Source organism: Thiomicrorhabdus sp. zzn3, from assembly GCF_029767755.1.
GTDB lineage: Bacteria > Pseudomonadota > Gammaproteobacteria > Thiomicrospirales > Thiomicrospiraceae > Thiomicrorhabdus.
Genome location: NZ_JARUQS010000002.1, coordinates 30,880 through 47,555, shown reverse-complemented (window position 1 = coordinate 47,555; position 16,676 = coordinate 30,880). Strand labels below are relative to the sequence as shown.

The window sequence follows — 16,676 nt, the reverse complement described above, 5'->3', positions numbered from 1 at the left end:
GAATTCCATCAATTTTGTATAAATATTGTAGCGGTTTTTTAGCGGATTGAAAGTCGGGCTTTTAAATTTATTAAAAGTCCGTAAAGACAATTAATTACAGTTATTTCGGTCGATTATTTTTTTGAAGTTCTGTTGGGGGGCGTCAGATCAGTGGTGTGTTAATCCGTATTGATGGTTTATCTGTATAACTCTTTTGTACATTAAGATGGGCGATCACGTTTGCAACAGAAGTGCGATTTAATGTAGCGCTGTCAGGAGGTGCGCTCAAGAAAACCCGGCGCGGCGCTTTTGTGCGCGCCCCGGGTGGCCGTCATCGTGAACAAGTTATTGGAGTGACGCTTGCTTTAGACGCCGATGGGTGTCAGGTAACGCTGCTTTTTCTTCGGCTTGATTTTATCGAGTTCCACTAGAATTAGGCTGTCAATGCAGTCGCCGAATTCGGGGTCGATGCTGAAGTCGATAAAGCGACAGCCTTTGTCGTCACATAGTTCGGCATACTGTTTAAACAGCGTCGGCACCTTCACCCCTTCCAGATCCAGCAGGGCGTTGAGTTTTTTAAAGCTGGCTTTGTACTCCTCGCTGAAGACGCTTTCAGCAATTTTTCGGTTCTCTTTGCTCAACTTAACCGGGCGTTTTCCTTTGGCCAGATCCTGGTGTGAACCGAACTGTTGCTGATAAAAGCCGATAATCAGTTCTTTGGCGTTTTGCGGGTAAGCGTCGCTGAGCGAGACCGGCCCGAACAGATATTTAATTTCCGGGTGTTGGGCAACATAAGCACCGATGCCGTACCACAAATAATCCAGGCTGCGTTTGCCCCAGTAGCGCGGTTGCACGAAGCTTCGCCCCAATTCAATCGCTTGCGGCAGGTAGGGTTTGATTTCCGGTTTCAGGTCAAACAGGGTGCTGGTATAAAGGCCCTCGATACCGTATTTTTCGACCAGGGCCTTGCCTTCGCCGATTCGATAGGCGCCGACGATCTCCAAATCTTCATCGTCCCACAAGACCAGGTGGCGGTAGTCGCGATCGTATTTGTCCAGATCCAGTGGTGCTCCGGTGCCTTCTTCTACTGAACGGAACGTCAGTTCGCGCAGCCGCCCGATTTCATGCATGACTGGAGAGTCGTCTTCAAAATCATAGAGATAGATTTTTTTGCCATCCTGAGTCTGACCCAGCAGTTGCGCCTGCTTAAGCGTTTTTTTCAGTGCTTTTCTGTCTACCGGATGCGCCACCGTTTCCACGGTCTCAAACAGCGGTTTTTTGCCTTTTTTCGCCGCTCTGGCTTCCTTGTCGAGTTTATAGAGGTGCTTGCGGAAACGGTTCGCCAACGCCTTCGCGGGCATGTCCATTTTGGCGATCGATTTCCACGGAATCGGTTTGCCGATGTGGAACTGAATTTCCTGATGATCCTTGTTGAACATTTCCTGCACCAGCATCAAGGTGCCTAAAGGTTTGTATAGCGCCGACAGGCTGTAAAACAGCGCCGAATTACGCGCATCCACATAGATCGGCACAATTGGCGAGTTGGATTTTGCCGCCAGTTTCAAAAACCCGGCTTTCCACTTGCCGTCGCGCACCCCGTTAGGGCGGATGCGCGAGACTTCGCCGGCCGGAAAAATAATCACCGCTTCGTCGTTTTCCAGTGCCTGTAAAATCGCTTTAAACTGGGTCTTGTGCGAACGTTTGCCGCTGATATTGTCCACGCCCAGAAACAGATTTTGCAGAGGTTCGATATGGTTAAGCAGATCGCTGGCGACAATGCGCACATCCGGGCGCACGCTGCGTACCATTTTCAACAGGGCCAGACCGTCCAGGGAGCCGATCGGATGGTTGGCGGCGAGGATGACCCGACCTTCGGCCGGAATGCGGTTCAGCGAGCGCGAGCTGACTTTGTAGCCGAAGTTGAAATGCTTGAGAACCTGATCCAGAAACGCAAAACCGCGCAAGTGCTGATGGCTGAGAATGAACTGGTTGATCTCTTCTTCGTGGGTCAAGGCTTTGATCAGCTTAATAATCAATTTGCCGCCCATTTTATTTGGCAATTCCGGAAATTTTTCGACCAGGGCTTTTTCTAAATTCAGCATTCGCGTTCTCATACTTACTTGAAATCACTGTGTATTATTTCGGTCAAGTTTGAATCTAATGTGACACTGTGGTGATGTTTTTTTGAAATAAGCGAATTTTCGTAAGGTGTTTTTGACGTACAATCACCAGACAAGGACAACCAGATGAAAACAGCAAGGCAAAGAGAGGCTGGAGATGAGTGTATTGGCACAATCACGCACCTGTAGAACCGAGACAACAACTCAGAGTGAAAAACCGTTGGTTGTGTTGCTGATGGCTTGGGCGATGAGTCTGTTTGCCGTGTTGATGGCGACGCCTTTATGGGCCGACGAGTCGCTTGAACTGGAATCGGTCTCCATGCCGTTGCAGATTGTGCCAGCCTCAAACAACGCTCAGGCGCGCCTGTTGTGGTTGCCTTCCGAATATGGCGGTTTGCCTGAAGAAAAACAGATTGCGCAGCAACTGGCAGACTCCGGTCTGGAAAGTTGGTTTCCTGATCTGTATGAACCGCTGTTTTTGCCGCCGACCCCGAGTGCGGTGGACAAGGTGCCACAGCAATGGCTGAGCGAATTAATGATTAAAGCGTTGGAAGACGGCAAGCCGCTGTGGATTGTGGCGCCCAATAAAGCCGCGCAGCTGGCTGTCAGAGGCTTGACCGGTTTGAACAGGCCTGTTCAGAATCTGGCGCTGTTGATGATCAACCCCAATCTGTATGTGCAGACCCCGCAGCCGGGCGAGACGGCACAATATTGGCCTCAGACTAAGACCATCAATCTGCCGGTGGCGGTTCTGCAAGCGGAATTGTCGCCGTGGCGTTGGCGTTTAGACGCGCTGTCTGCTGAATTTCAGCAAGGGGGCAGCGAAGTGTTTATGCAGGTGTGGCCCAAGGTGCGCGACCGCTTCTATTTCCGTCCGGACGCTCTGCCGGTGGAGCGTCAGGCATCGATGCAGCTGGCGGATCGGATGCGTCGTTTAATGGCTTTGCAACTGCCTTATCTGTCTCATCCCAGAGAGATGGCCAAGATTCAAATCCCTGCGCCAGCATCCCCTAAAGCTCCGCGTTCAACGCAATTACAGCCCTATCAAGGCAGTCAGGATCGCATTCTGAAATTGCACACCTTAGAGGGAAATCCGGTCTCTTTGGAGGATTTTCAAGGCCAGGTGGTCCTGCTGAATTTCTGGGCAAGCTGGTGTCCGCCCTGTGTCCATGAAATGCCTTCCATGGCGCGTTTAAAGGAGGCGTTAAAGGAACAGCCATTTGAAATTCTGGCGGTCAATTTGGCGGAAGAGGCCGCGGCGATTGACGCGTTTTTACAGCAGCGTCCGGTGAACTTTCCCGTTTTGCTTGACCCGTCAGGGAGTGCGGTACAGTCCTGGCAGGTGTTTGCTTACCCCAGCACCTATCTGATCGATAAGCAGGGCCGGATTCGTTTTGCCTTGTTCGGCGGCACCGAATGGGATCAAACAGAACATCTGCAGGTGATTCGTTCATTGCTGCAAGAACCGTAAGCGGAATGGACGGGGCAATCTTTATGAATAAGTGTTAACTATCAAAACCGTTTAGATTTTTAATTGGCTTACCCACCCTTTTTTGGGTAAGCTGACGCGGTAATCTGAAGCCTGTTTGGCTGATTACAGGTTTGGCAATATTCGGTAGCTGCTCATGTGAAGAAGCTGGACGCTTCAGGAAGCATAGTGTTGCCGAAAAGAGATGGTTTGGCCGGCTGTTAGCCAAGGATGCGTTTTCTGTCCATGTCTCTATAACACCCAGTGTCCAAGGTTGTATGGCCATCATCTCAAATCCCCAGTTTTGGCTCTGTGATACAGAGCCTTTTTTATTTGTGGGATCGGAAAAAGACAGAGAACAGGCGGTGCGTGCCACCCCTATTCGTTGTTGGACAGGCCTGTTGGGTTGGTGTGATTCAGGGTCTGTTCCGCCATTTGGTATCCCAGCGCCACCATTTGATTGACCTGGGTAAACTCCAGCATGCCGCAGGCATTGCGGGGAATGTCGATGGTGATGTCCGGCGGATAAGCGGCCAGTTTCTGGCGGGCAATGGTGTTTTGCATGCTGTCGAACGCCTTGTTGCTGATCTCGTAAACATCCCAGTCAAACGGTGTTTCCAGTTTTTCCTTTGAGCTGAGAAAGCGCGCCTTTAGATCGTCAAACAGTTCGCTCAAACTGTTGAGCCATGACGCGTCACCATCGTTCTTTGCCGGTGTTTTTAGCAGCTCTTTGGCGATGTGCGCGGGTTTGGCTCCGAGGTTAACCGCGATTTTCAAGTCGGTATGATCTCGGAAAGTGGGTGCGATCGGCACCGGATTGAGTACGCCGCCGTCAATCAGGGTGCGCCCCTGACGCAGGTGCGGCGTGAAAATCATCGGCAGTGCGATGGAGGCGCGGATCGCTTCAAGCATGGGGCCAGATTGAAGCCATACCTCTTTTTCCTGTTCAATGTCGGTGGCCACCGCGGTAAAGCGGATCGGCAGGGAATCGATCTCGGGGTCACCGATCATTTCCTTGAGTATCGAGAATAGCTTGTCGCCCTTAATCAGGCCACTGCGATCCCAAGCGATGTCCAGCAGGCCGAGAATATCGGTATTGGTCAGGGTTTTGAACCAGTTTTCAAACTCATCCAGTTTGCCGGCGGCATAGACACCGCCGATCAGCGCGCCCATGGAGCTGCCGCTGATGGAGGCAATGTGATAGTTGTGCTCTTCCAGCCAGCGAATCACCCCGATATGGGCCAGCCCGCGGGCACCGCCGCTGCCCAGAATCAGTGAGACGCTTTTTGATTGATCGGAATCCTGAGTCATTTGGTGCCTATTTATTTCAATGCGTCATCGACGATCGCTTGCGCTTCTTCCAGCAGAGTGTGCAGATGGGCGTCGTCTTTGAAGCTTTCGGCGTAGATTTTATAGATGTCTTCGGTCCCGGAAGGACGGGCCGAAAACCAGCCGTTTTCGGTGGTGATTTTCAGACCGCCGATCGCCGCACCGTTCCCCGGGGCATGGGTCAGTTTGGCGGTAATGGGTTCGCCAGCCAGGGTGTCGGCGTGGACTTTATCAGCGGACAGAGCACTGAGAATGGCTTTCTGTTCGCGGTTCGCCGGGGCATCAATCCGTTTGTACACCGGGTTGCCGAATTGTGCGGTCAGATCCGCATAAAGCTCTCCCGGGTCCTTGCCGGTCACGGCGGTGATCTCTGCCGCCAGCAGGTTCATAATGATGCCGTCCTTGTCCGTGCTCCACGGACCACCGTCAAAGCGCAGGAAGGAGGCACCGGCGGACTCTTCGCCGCCAAAGCCGAAGGTGCCGGTGTGCAGGCCGTCTACAAACCATTTAAAGCCGACTGGCACTTCGCATAGGTTGAGATTCAGGGCTTGGGCAACGCGGTCAATCATCGAGCTGGAAACCAAGGTTTTACCCACCGCGGCATTTTGCGGCCAATTCGGGCGGTGTGTGAACAGGTATTGAATCGCCACCGCCAGATAATGGTTCGGATTCATCAGTCCCGAGGAGCGGGTGACAATGCCGTGGCGATCCACATCTGGATCGTTACCGAAAGCCAAGTCGTACTGGTCTTTCAGGTCGATCAAGCCGGCCATCGCATAAGGCGAGGAACAGTCCATGCGGATTTTGCCGTCCTTATCCACCGACATAAAGGAGAAGGTCGCATCCACTCTCGGGTTGACCACGGTCAGATCCAACCCGTAACGCTCGGCAATCGGCTTCCAGTAGTGCACGCCCGCACCGCCCAGAGGATCGACGGCCAGCTTCAGTCCGGCGTCTTTGATTGCCTGCATATTGATGACTTTGTCCAGATTGTCCACATAAGGGGCAACCAAATCGGTTGGGGTCACAAAGTTGCTTTGCATCGCCTGACTCAATGGCTGACGCTTAACCTCTTTCAAGCCGTCGGCGAGGATGGCATTGGCGCGCTGCTGAATCCAGTTGGTGGCGTCGCTGTCGGCCGGACCGCCGTGCGGCGGGTTGTATTTGAAGCCGCCATCCTGTGGCGGATTGTGTGAAGGGGTGATGATAATGCCGTCGGCCAAACCGCCTTGGCGACCTTCGTTGTAGCTCAAGATGGCGTTGGAGATGACCGGGGTCGGCGTATAACGGCCGTTGCTTTGAATAATCAGTGAAACTTGGTTGGCCGCCAGCACTTCGATGGCGGTGGCATGCGCCGCTTCGGACAGCGCGTGGGTATCCATGCCCAAAAACATTGGGCCAACGGTGTTGTTGAGGTGGCGGTATTCGACAATGGCTTGGCAGATCGCGGCAATATGATCTTCGTTAAAGGTGGTTTGGCTGGCACAGCCACGGTGGCCGGAGGTGCCGAAGCTGACCGCCTGCTCCGGATTGTTCGGGTCTGGTTTCAAGTGGTAGTAGTCGGCCATCAAGTGCGGAATGTTTTCCAATAGATCGAATGGAGCGGGTTTTCCGGCGAGGGGTGAAAGTGCCATAAACAGTTCCTTTTTTGCGAGATGCTTGGATTCAAAAGCGTCGATTTCGAGTACAGTTATTAACTACGATTATAAACAGCCCGCATGATAAAAAAATGAAAATTCTAAAATCAGCAGGCCTGTTAAGTGCGGAATGACAGAAATAGTTGATAATGAGCGGTTCCTGTTGGCGATAAGTTGTCTATAATTTAACGATGTTTGCGAATCGATGGTTTGATTGGAGTCTGTTTGGCCTGAAGGGTTCTTTAAAAAGTACTCTTGCCGTGGCCGTGCTATCGCTGTTTGTCTGGGCACAAACAGCGACGTTGCTGCATGCTGAAATTCATCCATTCCATCAGCACACCGCCGAGTGTGATATTTATCAATATCTGGGCCAGCCGAGCGCCGCCTCTTCCGATACGGTTCCGTTGGCGGAAACCGTCTGGATTAGCCAGCAATTGCCGGTGCTGGCGCCATCGTATCCCTTAGTCGCCTACCAAACGGTTTATTGGGGACGCGCCCCGCCTCAAGCCTGATTTTTTCGTTATTACGTTTATGTATTCGTTTTCGCCCGATCCGTCGGGATGAGATGCAATTGTTTAAAATCAGGAACAAACTATGAAAATTAAATCTTTAACGCTGGCTATTTGGGCGGCCAGCGGCGTGCTTTCCGTGCACGCGCAAACCGATCAATCCGCTTCTTCTACTTCTCTGGCACCGGTCACGGTGTCGGCTTCGCCGATTCATGAGCATGAAACCTTTGAGGTCCCGTCGCAAATCGATGTGTTGTCGGGTCAGGAAAAAATGCAACGCGATAGCGGTTCCCTAGGGGAGATGCTCGATGGCATTCCCGGTGTGAACAATATGTCGGCCGGTACTCAGTCGGGCAAACCGGTAATCCGAGGGTTGACTGGTAATCGCGTCAAGGTATTGTCCAATGGCCAAACCACTGATTATCAGGCGTACGGTACGCGTCATCTGCCTAACGTGGATCCGTATCTGGCCGAGCGGGTTGAAGTGATTCGCGGCCCGCAGAGTGTATTGTATGGTTCCGAAGCCATGGGCGGCGTGGTCAATGTCATTCAGTCAGACATCCCGTATGGTCGTGATACCCACGGGGAGGTGGCCGCAGAGTACAACACCAATAACCGTGAAACCCAAGTGGGCGCCAAGGTCGGAGCCGGTTCGGAAAAGTTTGGTGTCACCGCCGGTATTTCGGTGCGTGAAGCGGATAATTTTCGTGTGCCGGATGTGAGTTCGGCAGAAGGCGCGACGCCATCCTCGGCGGTGAGTGACAAGCCGCTGTTTGTCGGAGAGGTGCCGTTTACCAATTTCGAGAACCGTTCGGCGAATATCGGCGTGGGGTATCAGGACGATTGGGGGCAAATCGAACTGCGTCATACTCAATGGCTCTCCAAGCAGAACTATCTCGGCATTGAAGCCGAAAGTGCCGTTTCGGAATATGGGCCGGTGGCCGCCGGTCAAAAACTGCAAAACGATGAAACCCAATTGAGTGCGGAATTTTTCCTGGATGGCGACTGGGTGCTGAAACCGAGCTGGACGCATACGCGCAATAGTCGCGAAGCGACGCACGATTTGCCGTATGAAACCATGAGCGAAGACGAAGGCACCGATCACTATCTGGATCTGGTCGTGCACCGCGATGACGTCAAACTCGCGTTGGAACATCCGAAACTGGGCGATTTTGAAGGGGAGATCGGGGTTGAATTGTCCGAAAAACAGCAGACATTGCGTTCCGGTCATCTGACGCCGTCGGCGGATGTCAGCAAGCGCGCGATTTACCTGTTTGAAGAGGCGGATTACGACCGCTGGCTGGTACAGTTCGGTGCGCGTTACGATACACACACGGTTGAAGCCCCGATCAATGACGACAATGAGCATTTTGAGGAACTTGGCTTCTTTGATGAGACCAATAACGAGCGTGACTTCAGCGTTTTCAGCGGTTCTTTGGGGGCCACTTATCGCTTGAACGAGGAGTGGAGTCTGGCGGCGAATCTGGCACGCGGGTTCCGTGCGCCGAGCATTTTTGAGTTGTATGCCGGTGGCGAGCACGGAGGGGTGCAGGCCTTCCAGATCGGTAATCCCGATTTAAATGAAGAGATTTCGTTGAATACCGACCTCTCTTTGCGCTGGCAGACGGACAAAGCGCAGATGGTGGCGACGGTGTATCAGAACCGCATCAGTGACTACATCTATCTGGCGAACACCGGTAAATACCGTTACAGCGAAGCGGCGATTGAAAGTAATGATGCGCTGGACGAGGAAGATCTAGCCACGCAGTTTGATACGCAGGTACCGGGAACCTTGCCGGAGATGCAGGCGCAGCAGACCGATGCGGAAATCCGCGGGTTGGAATTGAGTTATGCGCAGCGCTTCAATGCGCGCTGGTCAGGCGATCTGGCCTTGGAGATCATTGACGGTCAGGACGTATCCAATGATCAGGAGCTGCCGTTGATTCCGGCCAACAACCTGACATTGAACGGTCACTATCACCCGGTTGATCAAGGTAACTGGCACAACCAGAAGGTGTCGCTGGGGGTCAAACTGGTAGCGGAAAACGATGCAGCCGGGCTGTATGAGCCGTTCTCGCAGTTTGACAATATGCCGATCGGTACCGCTTCCACCGACGCTTATGCGTTGTGGAACCTGAGTTATGTGGCGGATGTGAAACTGAATCAGCAAACCCTCAGATTGGGTGCCGCGGTGGAAAACCTGTTTGATACCGCCTATGTGGATTTCCTCAACACCTACAAGGGTTATACGTTGAATTCGGGGCGCAACTTCAAACTGACGGCGAGAGTCGATTTTTAATCGGCGAGAGCTCGAATGCAGGTTTGGCGAATTCTGACCAGGCCTGTTCAGTTTGCAAAAACGTTAAGGCGCGAAGAGTACAACTCTTGGCGCCTTTTTGTTTTCAGAGGGTTTGATAAATTGCTACGCGGCTTGAAATCGACCAGGCCTGTCCCTATTTGAATTACAATAAGTGACTATAACCAAAGGTGAGTTGAAAGGATTATTAAAGCGTTATGAGCAAAGATTATTACGCGTTATTAGGGGTCGGTCGCGGCGCGGACGAGGCGGAAATTAAAAAGGCCTACCGTAAGCTGGCGGCCAAGTATCACCCGGATAAACCGACGGGAGACGAAGCCAAGTTTAAAGAGATCAGTGAGGCTTATGAAACCTTGAGCGATCCGCAAAAACGCGCCATGTACGATCAATTTGGCGCCGATTATGAGCATCACCGCTCTTCCGGTTTTGGCGGCTATGGTGGCGAAGGGCCGGATTTTTCCGATATTTTCAGTTCCATGTTTGGCGGCGGCCAAGGCTTTGGCGGTCAGGCAGGAGCCGATTTTGGCGGCTTTGGTGGAGGATTCGGTCAGCAGCAAGCGCGTCCGCAAAAAGGGGACGATCAGAAGGTTGCGGTGATGGTCACCTTGCAAGAAGCGATTGAGGGGGTCGAAAAAACCATTAATGTGCAGACCGGTGATCCGCGTTCACAAAGCTATTCCTATGATACCAAACCGATTAAGGTGCGTATTCCGGCCGGAGTGATTCAGGGACAGAAAATTCGGGTCAAAGGCAAAGGCTTCAGCGGGTTTAACGGTGGGCCGAATGGGGATGTGATCATTGAGATCAATCTGCAGAAAGATCCACGTTTCCGTGTGGAAGAAAAGGATCTGTATCTGGATCTGCCGGTGACCCCTTGGGAGGCGGCTTTGGGTGCCAAGGTGGCGGTGCCGACCCTGAAAGGCAAAGTCATGCTGTCGATCGCTCCGGGCACGCAATCCGGCGCCAAGTTGCGCATTAAAGGTCGGGGTTTAGGCGGCGCTCAAGGCAAAGAGCCGGGCCATCAGTATGTGATTGTACAAATTCACACGCCGCCGGCGGAGACCGATGAACAAAAAGCGTTTTACGAACAGATGGCGCAACAGATGGCATTTAATCCACGCGAGCTTTTAGAGGACTAAAGAGCAGTTGCGTTGAGGCCGAAAATAACCCGGTTAATTTGAGATTGACCGGGTTTTTTTATGTCTGTTTGCAAGCGATGACATAAAACACAAGAATCCCTCCAGCTAAAAAAATTTTATTGAACGCAGGCTTTTGCATAAAATGGTGGTCAATATTTTTACTTAAAGAGCATAAAACATGAAACAGAGTTTAGGACGCAGAGAATTATTGGGGGCGGTGGCCGGAGCAACGGCGGCCACCGCTTTGACGGCATGTGGTCAGCAGGACGAAAACCAGCCAGCGGCTGCGGCACAACCGCAGAAAACCTATGAATGGAAAATGGTCACCACTTGGCCGAAGAATTTTCCGGGATTGGGAACGGGAGCCAATAATGTCGCGCGTTTGATCAATGAAATGTCCGGCGGGCGCATTAAAGTCAAAGTGTATGGTGCCGGTGAACTGGTCGGTGCGTTTGAAGTGTTTGATGCGGTCTCCCGTGGTAATGCGCAACTGGGGCATGCCGGAGCTTACTACTGGAAAGGCAAAATTCCATCGGCGGCGTTTTTCTCGTCGGTGCCGTTTGGCCTGACCGCCAACGAAATGAACGCCTGGCTGTACTACGGCGGCGGCATGGAATTGTGGGAAGAGGCTTACAAGCCGTTTGGCCTGATTCCAAACCCGGCGGGAAATTCCGGTACGCAGATGGGCGGTTGGTTTAATAAAGAGATCAACAGCCTCAAAGATCTTGAAGGTTTGAAAATGCGCATCCCGGGACTGGGCGGTGAAGTCTTCAAACGTGCCGGCGGTGTACCGGTAACGCTTCCGGGCGGGGAAATTTTCCCGTCATTGCAGTCTGGCGCCTTGGATGCGACCGAGTGGGTTGGACCTTATAACGATCTGGCATTTGGTTTGTATAAAGCGACTAAATACTATTACACACCGGGTTGGCATGAGCCAGGTACGACGATGGAGTGCATGATTAACGAAAAAGCCTTTAATGAATTGCCGGCCGATCTGCAAAGCATTGTGCGCAATGCCATCAAGGTGGCAAATCTGGAAATGCTTTCCGAATATACCGCGCGTAATCAGCAGGCGTTGCAAACCTTGATTAAAGAACATGGCGTGGAATTGCGCCGCTTCCCGGATGAAGTGCTTAAAGAACTGAAAGCACTGTCGGAACAAGTGGTGGAAGAGGAAGCCAAGCAGGATGAACTGTCCGGGCGCGTGTGGGCGTCGCAAAAAGCGTTCCGCGATCAAGTGGTGCAATGGACAGAAGCCTCTGAGCAGGCCTATTTGCAGGCTCGCGAGCTGTAAGGTCTGGCCTGTTGTGTTGACCCAGAAAAAAGCACTGAATCTCAGTGCTTTTTTTGTGTTTGGCCGCTGTCAAAGCGTATACTCTCAGTAAAAGGAACTGAGTAATTGATGAAAAATAACTCTCCTCAAAACAAAATGGAACGTTTGCGCTCGCAACATTCCAGGGGTGAAGACCTGCACCGCGCATCAAGGCTTTTCTTATCCAAGATACTGCTGTCGACTGTGGTGGCCGTTTTGTTCGGTTTTGTGCTGTTCCACTATTTTTATACCGGCAACATGGCGATTTTGAGTGCCGATTTGGTGGCGTTGATGATCACGGCGTTGCTGTTATTGGATCTGTTCAAGCGGCGCAACTGTGTGCTCACCGGACATGTCGCCAGTATCGCCGTCTTGCTGTTTTTCCCGGTGTATATGCACCTGAATCAAAACCAGGATTTTGGCCTGCTGTGGTTGATGTTTGTGCCTTTTGTCATAGTGGCGCTTAATGGTTGGCAAGTGGGAGTGCGTTATCTGTTAGTGTTCTATGCGGTAGTCTTTTCTCTGGCTTATTACGGCATTGACCATTGGCAACAAAGCTGGAGCGAACTCAGTTTTGTGCGTTTGGTAATCGCCTCGATTTGGGGGGCTATGATTGCGGTGGTGGTGGATATGACCCACAGCCGTTTAAATGAACAGATTCAGCTGCAGCGCAATAAAGAACAGCGCTATATGCAGGAATTGCAAAGACTGTCGACTACCGATGGCTTGACCAAGCTCTATAACCGCCACTACTTCAATAAAGTGGTGGTGCAGAAGTTGGCCGAATATAAAAACAGTGAGCTGTATTTGGTCTTTTTTATTCTGGATATTGACCAGTTTAAACTTTATAACGACTATTTTGGTCATGACAAAGGCGACGAGGCCCTCAAGAAAGTGGCCAAAACCGTGCGGAATTACATTCGCCGACGTGAGGATTTGGTGTTTAGGCTTGGAGGTGAAGAGTTTGCCGGCTTGCTGTTTTCGGAAAACCCGCATGAAAGTGCCCAATGGGTTGCGCAGATGGTTCAGGAGATAGCAAGCCTGAAGATTGAACACGCCCCGGACGCTTCAAAACCGTATTTAACCATCTCGATGGGAATCCATTTCATTCGGCTGAATCAACTGCGTAGTTTTAGAACGCTGTACAGCATGACCGACAAGGCGTTGTATCAGGCTAAACATTTGGGACGCAACCAGGTTGTCATTAGCCAATCCGAACCTTCTTCATCCCCCCAATTACTAGAGCAGGTAAATGTATGAAAACGGTGGTTTACAGTACTAAAATCTATGACCGTCAGGCGTTGTGCCGAACCTTTGAACCGGAATGGAATCCGCTGTATCTGGAAGTGCCGCTTGATTTGAATACGATCGCCTATGCCGAAGGCGCCGAGGTGGTCAGTGCGTTTGTTAATGACCGCCTTGACCTCAAGGTACTGGAAAAGTTGGCTGAAGGAGGCACCAAGCTGATTGCTCTGCGCTGTGCGGGGGTTAACCATGTGGATCTCAAGGCTGCACGCTTGTTGGGGATTCAGGTAGTGAACGTGCCCGCCTATTCTCCTTATGCCGTGGCTGAACATGCCATAGGGATGATGCTTGCACTGAACCGGAAACTTTATCGCGCCTACAACCGGGTCCGTGAGGGCAACTTTTCGCTAAACGGCATGCTGGGGTTTGATATGCACGGTAAGACGGTTGGGATTATCGGCGCCGGTAAGATCGGGCGCATTGCCGGTCAGATTTTAAAGGCGTTTGGCTGCCGGGTTCTGGTGTATGACCCATACGAATGTGAAACCTGCAAAGAGTTGGGTCTGGAACAGGTGGAGCTGGATACCATCTGGAGTGAATCGCATATTATCTCCTTGCACTGTCCATTGACTCCGGAAACGACGCATATGATCAACGCGGTGACCATCGATAAGATGAAAAAAGGGGTGATGCTGATCAATACCGGCCGCGGTGCGCTGGCGGAAACTCAGGCGTTGATTGACGGGCTGAAGTCCAAGCAGATCGGTTATCTGGGGATGGATGTCTACGAAAAAGAGGGCACGCTGTTTTTTGAAGATCACTCATGCGAGATCATTGAGGATGACCAGTTTGAGCGTCTGCTGACCTTCCCGAATGTGCTGGTGACCGGCCATCAGGCTTACTTTACCGAAGAAGCTTTGAGCCACATTGCCGAAACCACCACGGAAAATATCCGCGCCTTTATGGGCGGTGAACTGCTCGTCAATGAGGTCAAAATCGGGGAGGAACCCAAGTGAGAGTGGTCGCCATGAAGCCGCTATTAGCACTGGTGTCAGCGCTTCTGTTTTCTGGCTGCGCGAATATTCATTTAGGTCCCGATTACGGCAAGCCGTTTAAAGAGCAGGTGGTGTCGGAAACGCCAGGTGCTCAGGCCAAGGTACTGTTGATTGAGGTGCGCGGCAAGATCAATGATCAACCGGATTCTGGCTTGTTTTCCAAGGCACCGAGCCTGTTAGATTCAGTCTTGATGCAGTTGAAAAAAGCCGAAGAGGATGAGCAGATTAAAGCGGTGGTGCTTAAGCTCAACACGCCCGGTGGCGGCGTCACCGCCAGTGATATTCTCTACCATGAACTGCTCGCCTTTAAAAAACGCAGCGCCAAGACGCTTTATGTGCAGATGATGGATGTGGCCGCATCCGGGGGCTACTATCTGGCGATGGCCGCAGATCATATCCAGGCACATCCGAGTACGGTAACCGGATCGGTGGGAGTCATTTCGGTGACCGCCGATCTCTCCGGTACCATGGAAAAGATCGGTGTCGGCGTGAATGTCTATAAAACGGGGGTCAGTAAGGACATGGGGTCTCCTTTCCGCCCGGCTAATGAGCGCGATCGCCAATTATTTCAAAATTTGGTGGATGAAATGGCACAGCGCTTTTATCAGTTGGTGCAACAGCACCGCCAACTCGATAATCAAACGATGAAAGCGGTGCAGAGCGCGCGTATTTACACCGGGATGGCGGCTAAAGAGATCGGTTTGGTGGATTCTTTAGGGTACCTTTCTGACGCCACCCAGCAGGCCTGTGAGCTTGCCGGAGAGAAGCAATGCAATGTGGTGACCTATCGCTATAACCGTAATGCCAATGCGTCGGTCTATTCGCCTAATATGTCGGTCGAAGTCGGGCAGACGCAAGCGCTTGTTGATACGCCGTTGCTAGGAAACGCTTTGCAGCTGGAACCAGGACTTTACTATCTCTACCTGCCTTGATGTTTTCGGGAAGAAATCGGCCTGTGCAGCCAGGCCTGTTCACGTTATTTGAAAAGGTGACCAAGCCCTTTTTACTGGGCAATCTTAGCGACCTTGATCTCGACCCGGCGGTTTTGAGCGCGATTGGCTTCGATAGGCAGGCCTCTAAGATCACGGTTTGGCACTTTCGGGCGGGTGTCGGCATAGCCCACCGCTTTGAGACGATCGCTGTCGATTCCAGCCTTAAAGAACAGGCTTAAAACGGAAATGGCGCGCCCTGAAGAGAGTTGCCAGTTGGAGGGGTAGCGCAGTGTGCTGATCGGCACATCGTCCGTATGGCCTTCGATTTCAATGGCGTAGTTCTGTAATGGAAACTGTTTGATCTTTTGTGCCAGCGCTTCAATCAAGCGCACCGATTCGGCCTCCAAATCGGTGGAGGCGCTTTTAAACAACAATTCGCCCGGCAGATCGATTTTCAGTTCATGGTCGGTGACCGTAACCGCCTGTAGCGGATCAATGCGGTGTTCCTGCAAGATGCCTGAAAGTGAAAGCTGCAAATCATTAAGCGGGTTTTTAACCTCTTTTTTATGCAGCAGCGTCTGTCCGAGTGAGGTTTGCAGGGATTCAAACTGCTGTTGCCGGACCTCGGACACGGAAAAGATCAAGACAAAAAAGGCGAGAATGATCGTGACCGCATCGGCATAGGTCACCAGCCAATCATCGCCGTTTTCTTCAGAGGGACGTTTGCCTGGATTCAGAGGCGTCGGGCGGAGCGTTTTTTGCTCCATCCAGCGCTCCAGCTCTTCCGAGGTGGGCGGCTGCATGGCCTTATCTGTATGGGTTTCCATTATCCGCGCTCGGCTCGTTTAAATTGAAAGTTGGGTTCCAAGAAGGCGTTCATGGAATCCTCAATACGCGATGGCGCGACCCCTTCGGACAGTAAGACCACGCCTTCGGTAAGGACCTGGTTACGATAGGCTTCCAGATCCTGCTTGTGTTCGACTTTTCTGGCGGCCGGTTTGAAAATCAGCTGGGCCATGAGCACGCCGTAGAGCGTCGTTAATAAAGCCACCGCAAGTCCGGAACCGATCTTAGAAGGGTCGCCGTTCATGTTGTTAAGCATAATAATCAGCCCGACCAGGGTTCCGATCATGCCAAATGCGGGCGCGGCGGAAGCCATGGTCATCAAGACCTTTGACGGTATCATATTGCGTTCGTAAATTGAGTTGCGGGTATGATTGAGTAACAAACGCAGTTTGTCACCGCGGTAGCCGGAAAGCAGATACACGAACGATTGACCTAAAAAGTTCTTGTCATCGTAGGAAGAGAGCGCGACTGAATTCTCCAGTTTTTTCAGGCTTTCCCGGCGCACGATCTTCGACCAGTCAATCAGGACGCCGACGTCCTCGTACAAGGTGCGTAAGTCGACTTTGGCGGAGCTCAGGGTGGCCACAATTTCTTTGACCGCCTGCAAGACACTGCGGCCGTCATAAGAGATCATGGCGGCGGCAAGCGTCCCTCCCAAAACCATAAGCAGGCTGGAAAGACTGAAAAACATCAAGTAATTATCGGTGTTCAGGTAAACGGCCAAGGCAAACAGGCCAAGTCCGAGAAAGAACCCCATCAGGGCGGTCATAGAAATACGCATCGTTTCC

At 51.9% G+C, this 16,676-nt stretch carries 14 protein-coding genes; 8 read left to right on the top strand and 6 right to left on the bottom strand.

The features are described 5' to 3' along the window. Window positions 1-344: 344 nt before the first annotated feature. Window positions 345-2,081, bottom strand: coding sequence for a GNAT family N-acyltransferase (locus QCB44_RS07870; protein WP_279409279.1), 1,737 nt, complete (start codon window positions 2,079-2,081; stop codon window positions 345-347). A gap of 175 nt (window positions 2,082-2,256) precedes the next feature. On the opposite strand from QCB44_RS07870, the gene QCB44_RS07865 reads away from it, so the two are divergent. Continuing rightward, a complete protein-coding gene (locus QCB44_RS07865; protein WP_279409278.1) occupies window positions 2,257-3,570 on the top strand; it encodes a TlpA disulfide reductase family protein in 1,314 nt (437 codons plus the stop codon). 34 nt (window positions 3,571-3,604) lie between these two features. Here QCB44_RS07865 and QCB44_RS07860 read toward each other — a convergent pair whose 3' ends face one another. Genes QCB44_RS07860 through pgm form a run of 3 tightly spaced genes read right to left on the bottom strand, consistent with a single transcriptional unit; the run spans window position 3,605 to window position 6,530 of the window. Beyond that, window positions 3,605-3,943, bottom strand: coding sequence for a hypothetical protein (locus QCB44_RS07860; protein WP_279409277.1), 339 nt, complete (start codon window positions 3,941-3,943; stop codon window positions 3,605-3,607). Window positions 3,944-3,945: 2 nt separating this feature from the next. Then, on the bottom strand, window positions 3,946-4,878 hold the full coding sequence (locus QCB44_RS07855; protein WP_279409276.1) for a patatin-like phospholipase family protein: 933 nt from the start codon (window positions 4,876-4,878) through the stop codon (window positions 3,946-3,948). Between the two features lie 11 nt (window positions 4,879-4,889). Further along, complete coding sequence (gene pgm / locus QCB44_RS07850) at window positions 4,890-6,530, bottom strand: phosphoglucomutase (alpha-D-glucose-1,6-bisphosphate-dependent) (protein WP_279409275.1); 1,641 nt, start codon at window positions 6,528-6,530, stop codon at window positions 4,890-4,892. 263 nt (window positions 6,531-6,793) lie between these two features. On the opposite strand from pgm, the gene QCB44_RS07845 reads away from it, so the two are divergent. The 7 genes from QCB44_RS07845 (at window position 6,794) to sppA (ending at window position 15,042) form a co-directional block, all read left to right on the top strand. Then, the gene (locus tag QCB44_RS07845) at window positions 6,794-7,045 is read left to right on the top strand and encodes a hypothetical protein (protein WP_279409274.1); all 252 of its coding nucleotides are present in this window, start codon (window positions 6,794-6,796) and stop codon (window positions 7,043-7,045) included. 82 nt (window positions 7,046-7,127) lie between these two features. Next, the gene (locus tag QCB44_RS07840) at window positions 7,128-9,341 is read left to right on the top strand and encodes a TonB-dependent receptor (RefSeq protein ID WP_279409273.1); all 2,214 of its coding nucleotides are present in this window, start codon (window positions 7,128-7,130) and stop codon (window positions 9,339-9,341) included. Between the two features lie 215 nt (window positions 9,342-9,556). Then, complete coding sequence (locus QCB44_RS07835; RefSeq protein ID WP_279409272.1) at window positions 9,557-10,498, top strand: J domain-containing protein; 942 nt, start codon at window positions 9,557-9,559, stop codon at window positions 10,496-10,498. 178 nt (window positions 10,499-10,676) lie between these two features. Then, the gene (locus QCB44_RS07830; RefSeq protein ID WP_279409271.1) at window positions 10,677-11,792 is read left to right on the top strand and encodes a TRAP transporter substrate-binding protein; all 1,116 of its coding nucleotides are present in this window, start codon (window positions 10,677-10,679) and stop codon (window positions 11,790-11,792) included. Between the two features lie 108 nt (window positions 11,793-11,900). Beyond that, window positions 11,901-13,070 carry a GGDEF domain-containing protein gene (locus QCB44_RS07825; RefSeq protein ID WP_279409270.1) on the top strand — a complete coding sequence of 390 codons (1,170 nt, stop codon included), beginning with the start codon at window positions 11,901-11,903 and terminating at the stop codon, window positions 13,068-13,070. Next, on the top strand, window positions 13,067-14,071 hold the full coding sequence (locus tag QCB44_RS07820) for a 2-hydroxyacid dehydrogenase (RefSeq protein ID WP_279409269.1): 1,005 nt from the start codon (window positions 13,067-13,069) through the stop codon (window positions 14,069-14,071). Before QCB44_RS07825 ends, QCB44_RS07820 begins: the two co-directional genes overlap by 4 nt. Before the next feature lie 11 nt (window positions 14,072-14,082). Next, a complete protein-coding gene (gene sppA / locus QCB44_RS07815) occupies window positions 14,083-15,042 on the top strand; it encodes a signal peptide peptidase SppA (protein WP_279409268.1) in 960 nt (319 codons plus the stop codon). 71 nt (window positions 15,043-15,113) lie between these two features. Here the strand turns inward: sppA and QCB44_RS07810 are convergent, their stop codons facing one another. Beyond that, a complete protein-coding gene (locus tag QCB44_RS07810; protein ID WP_279409267.1) occupies window positions 15,114-15,869 on the bottom strand; it encodes a flagellar motor protein MotB in 756 nt (251 codons plus the stop codon). Next, window positions 15,869-16,669 carry a MotA/TolQ/ExbB proton channel family protein gene (locus tag QCB44_RS07805; protein ID WP_279409266.1) on the bottom strand — a complete coding sequence of 267 codons (801 nt, stop codon included), beginning with the start codon at window positions 16,667-16,669 and terminating at the stop codon, window positions 15,869-15,871. Before QCB44_RS07805 ends, QCB44_RS07810 begins: the two co-directional genes overlap by 1 nt. Between the last annotated feature and the right edge of the window lie 7 nt (window positions 16,670-16,676).

What these genes read in the sequence shown, in the direction of transcription:
- QCB44_RS07870 (WP_279409279.1), bottom strand. Translation starts at nt 2,081, where the DNA reads ATGCTGAATTTAGAAAAAGCCCTGGTCGAAAAATTTCCGGAATTGCCA.
- QCB44_RS07865 (WP_279409278.1), top strand. Translation starts at nt 2,257, where the DNA reads ATGAGTGTATTGGCACAATCACGCACCTGTAGAACCGAGACAACAACT.
- QCB44_RS07855 (WP_279409276.1), bottom strand. Translation starts at nt 4,878, where the DNA reads ATGACTCAGGATTCCGATCAATCAAAAAGCGTCTCACTGATTCTGGGC.
- pgm (WP_279409275.1), bottom strand. Translation starts at nt 6,530, where the DNA reads ATGGCACTTTCACCCCTCGCCGGAAAACCCGCTCCATTCGATCTATTG.
- QCB44_RS07840 (WP_279409273.1), top strand. Translation starts at nt 7,128, where the DNA reads ATGAAAATTAAATCTTTAACGCTGGCTATTTGGGCGGCCAGCGGCGTG.
- QCB44_RS07835 (WP_279409272.1), top strand. Translation starts at nt 9,557, where the DNA reads ATGAGCAAAGATTATTACGCGTTATTAGGGGTCGGTCGCGGCGCGGAC.
- QCB44_RS07830 (WP_279409271.1), top strand. Translation starts at nt 10,677, where the DNA reads ATGAAACAGAGTTTAGGACGCAGAGAATTATTGGGGGCGGTGGCCGGA.
- QCB44_RS07825 (WP_279409270.1), top strand. Translation starts at nt 11,901, where the DNA reads ATGAAAAATAACTCTCCTCAAAACAAAATGGAACGTTTGCGCTCGCAA.
- QCB44_RS07820 (WP_279409269.1), top strand. Translation starts at nt 13,067, where the DNA reads ATGAAAACGGTGGTTTACAGTACTAAAATCTATGACCGTCAGGCGTTG.
- sppA (WP_279409268.1), top strand. Translation starts at nt 14,083, where the DNA reads ATGAAGCCGCTATTAGCACTGGTGTCAGCGCTTCTGTTTTCTGGCTGC.
- QCB44_RS07810 (WP_279409267.1), bottom strand. Translation starts at nt 15,869, where the DNA reads ATGGAAACCCATACAGATAAGGCCATGCAGCCGCCCACCTCGGAAGAG.
- QCB44_RS07805 (WP_279409266.1), bottom strand. Translation starts at nt 16,669, where the DNA reads ATGCGTATTTCTATGACCGCCCTGATGGGGTTCTTTCTCGGACTTGGC.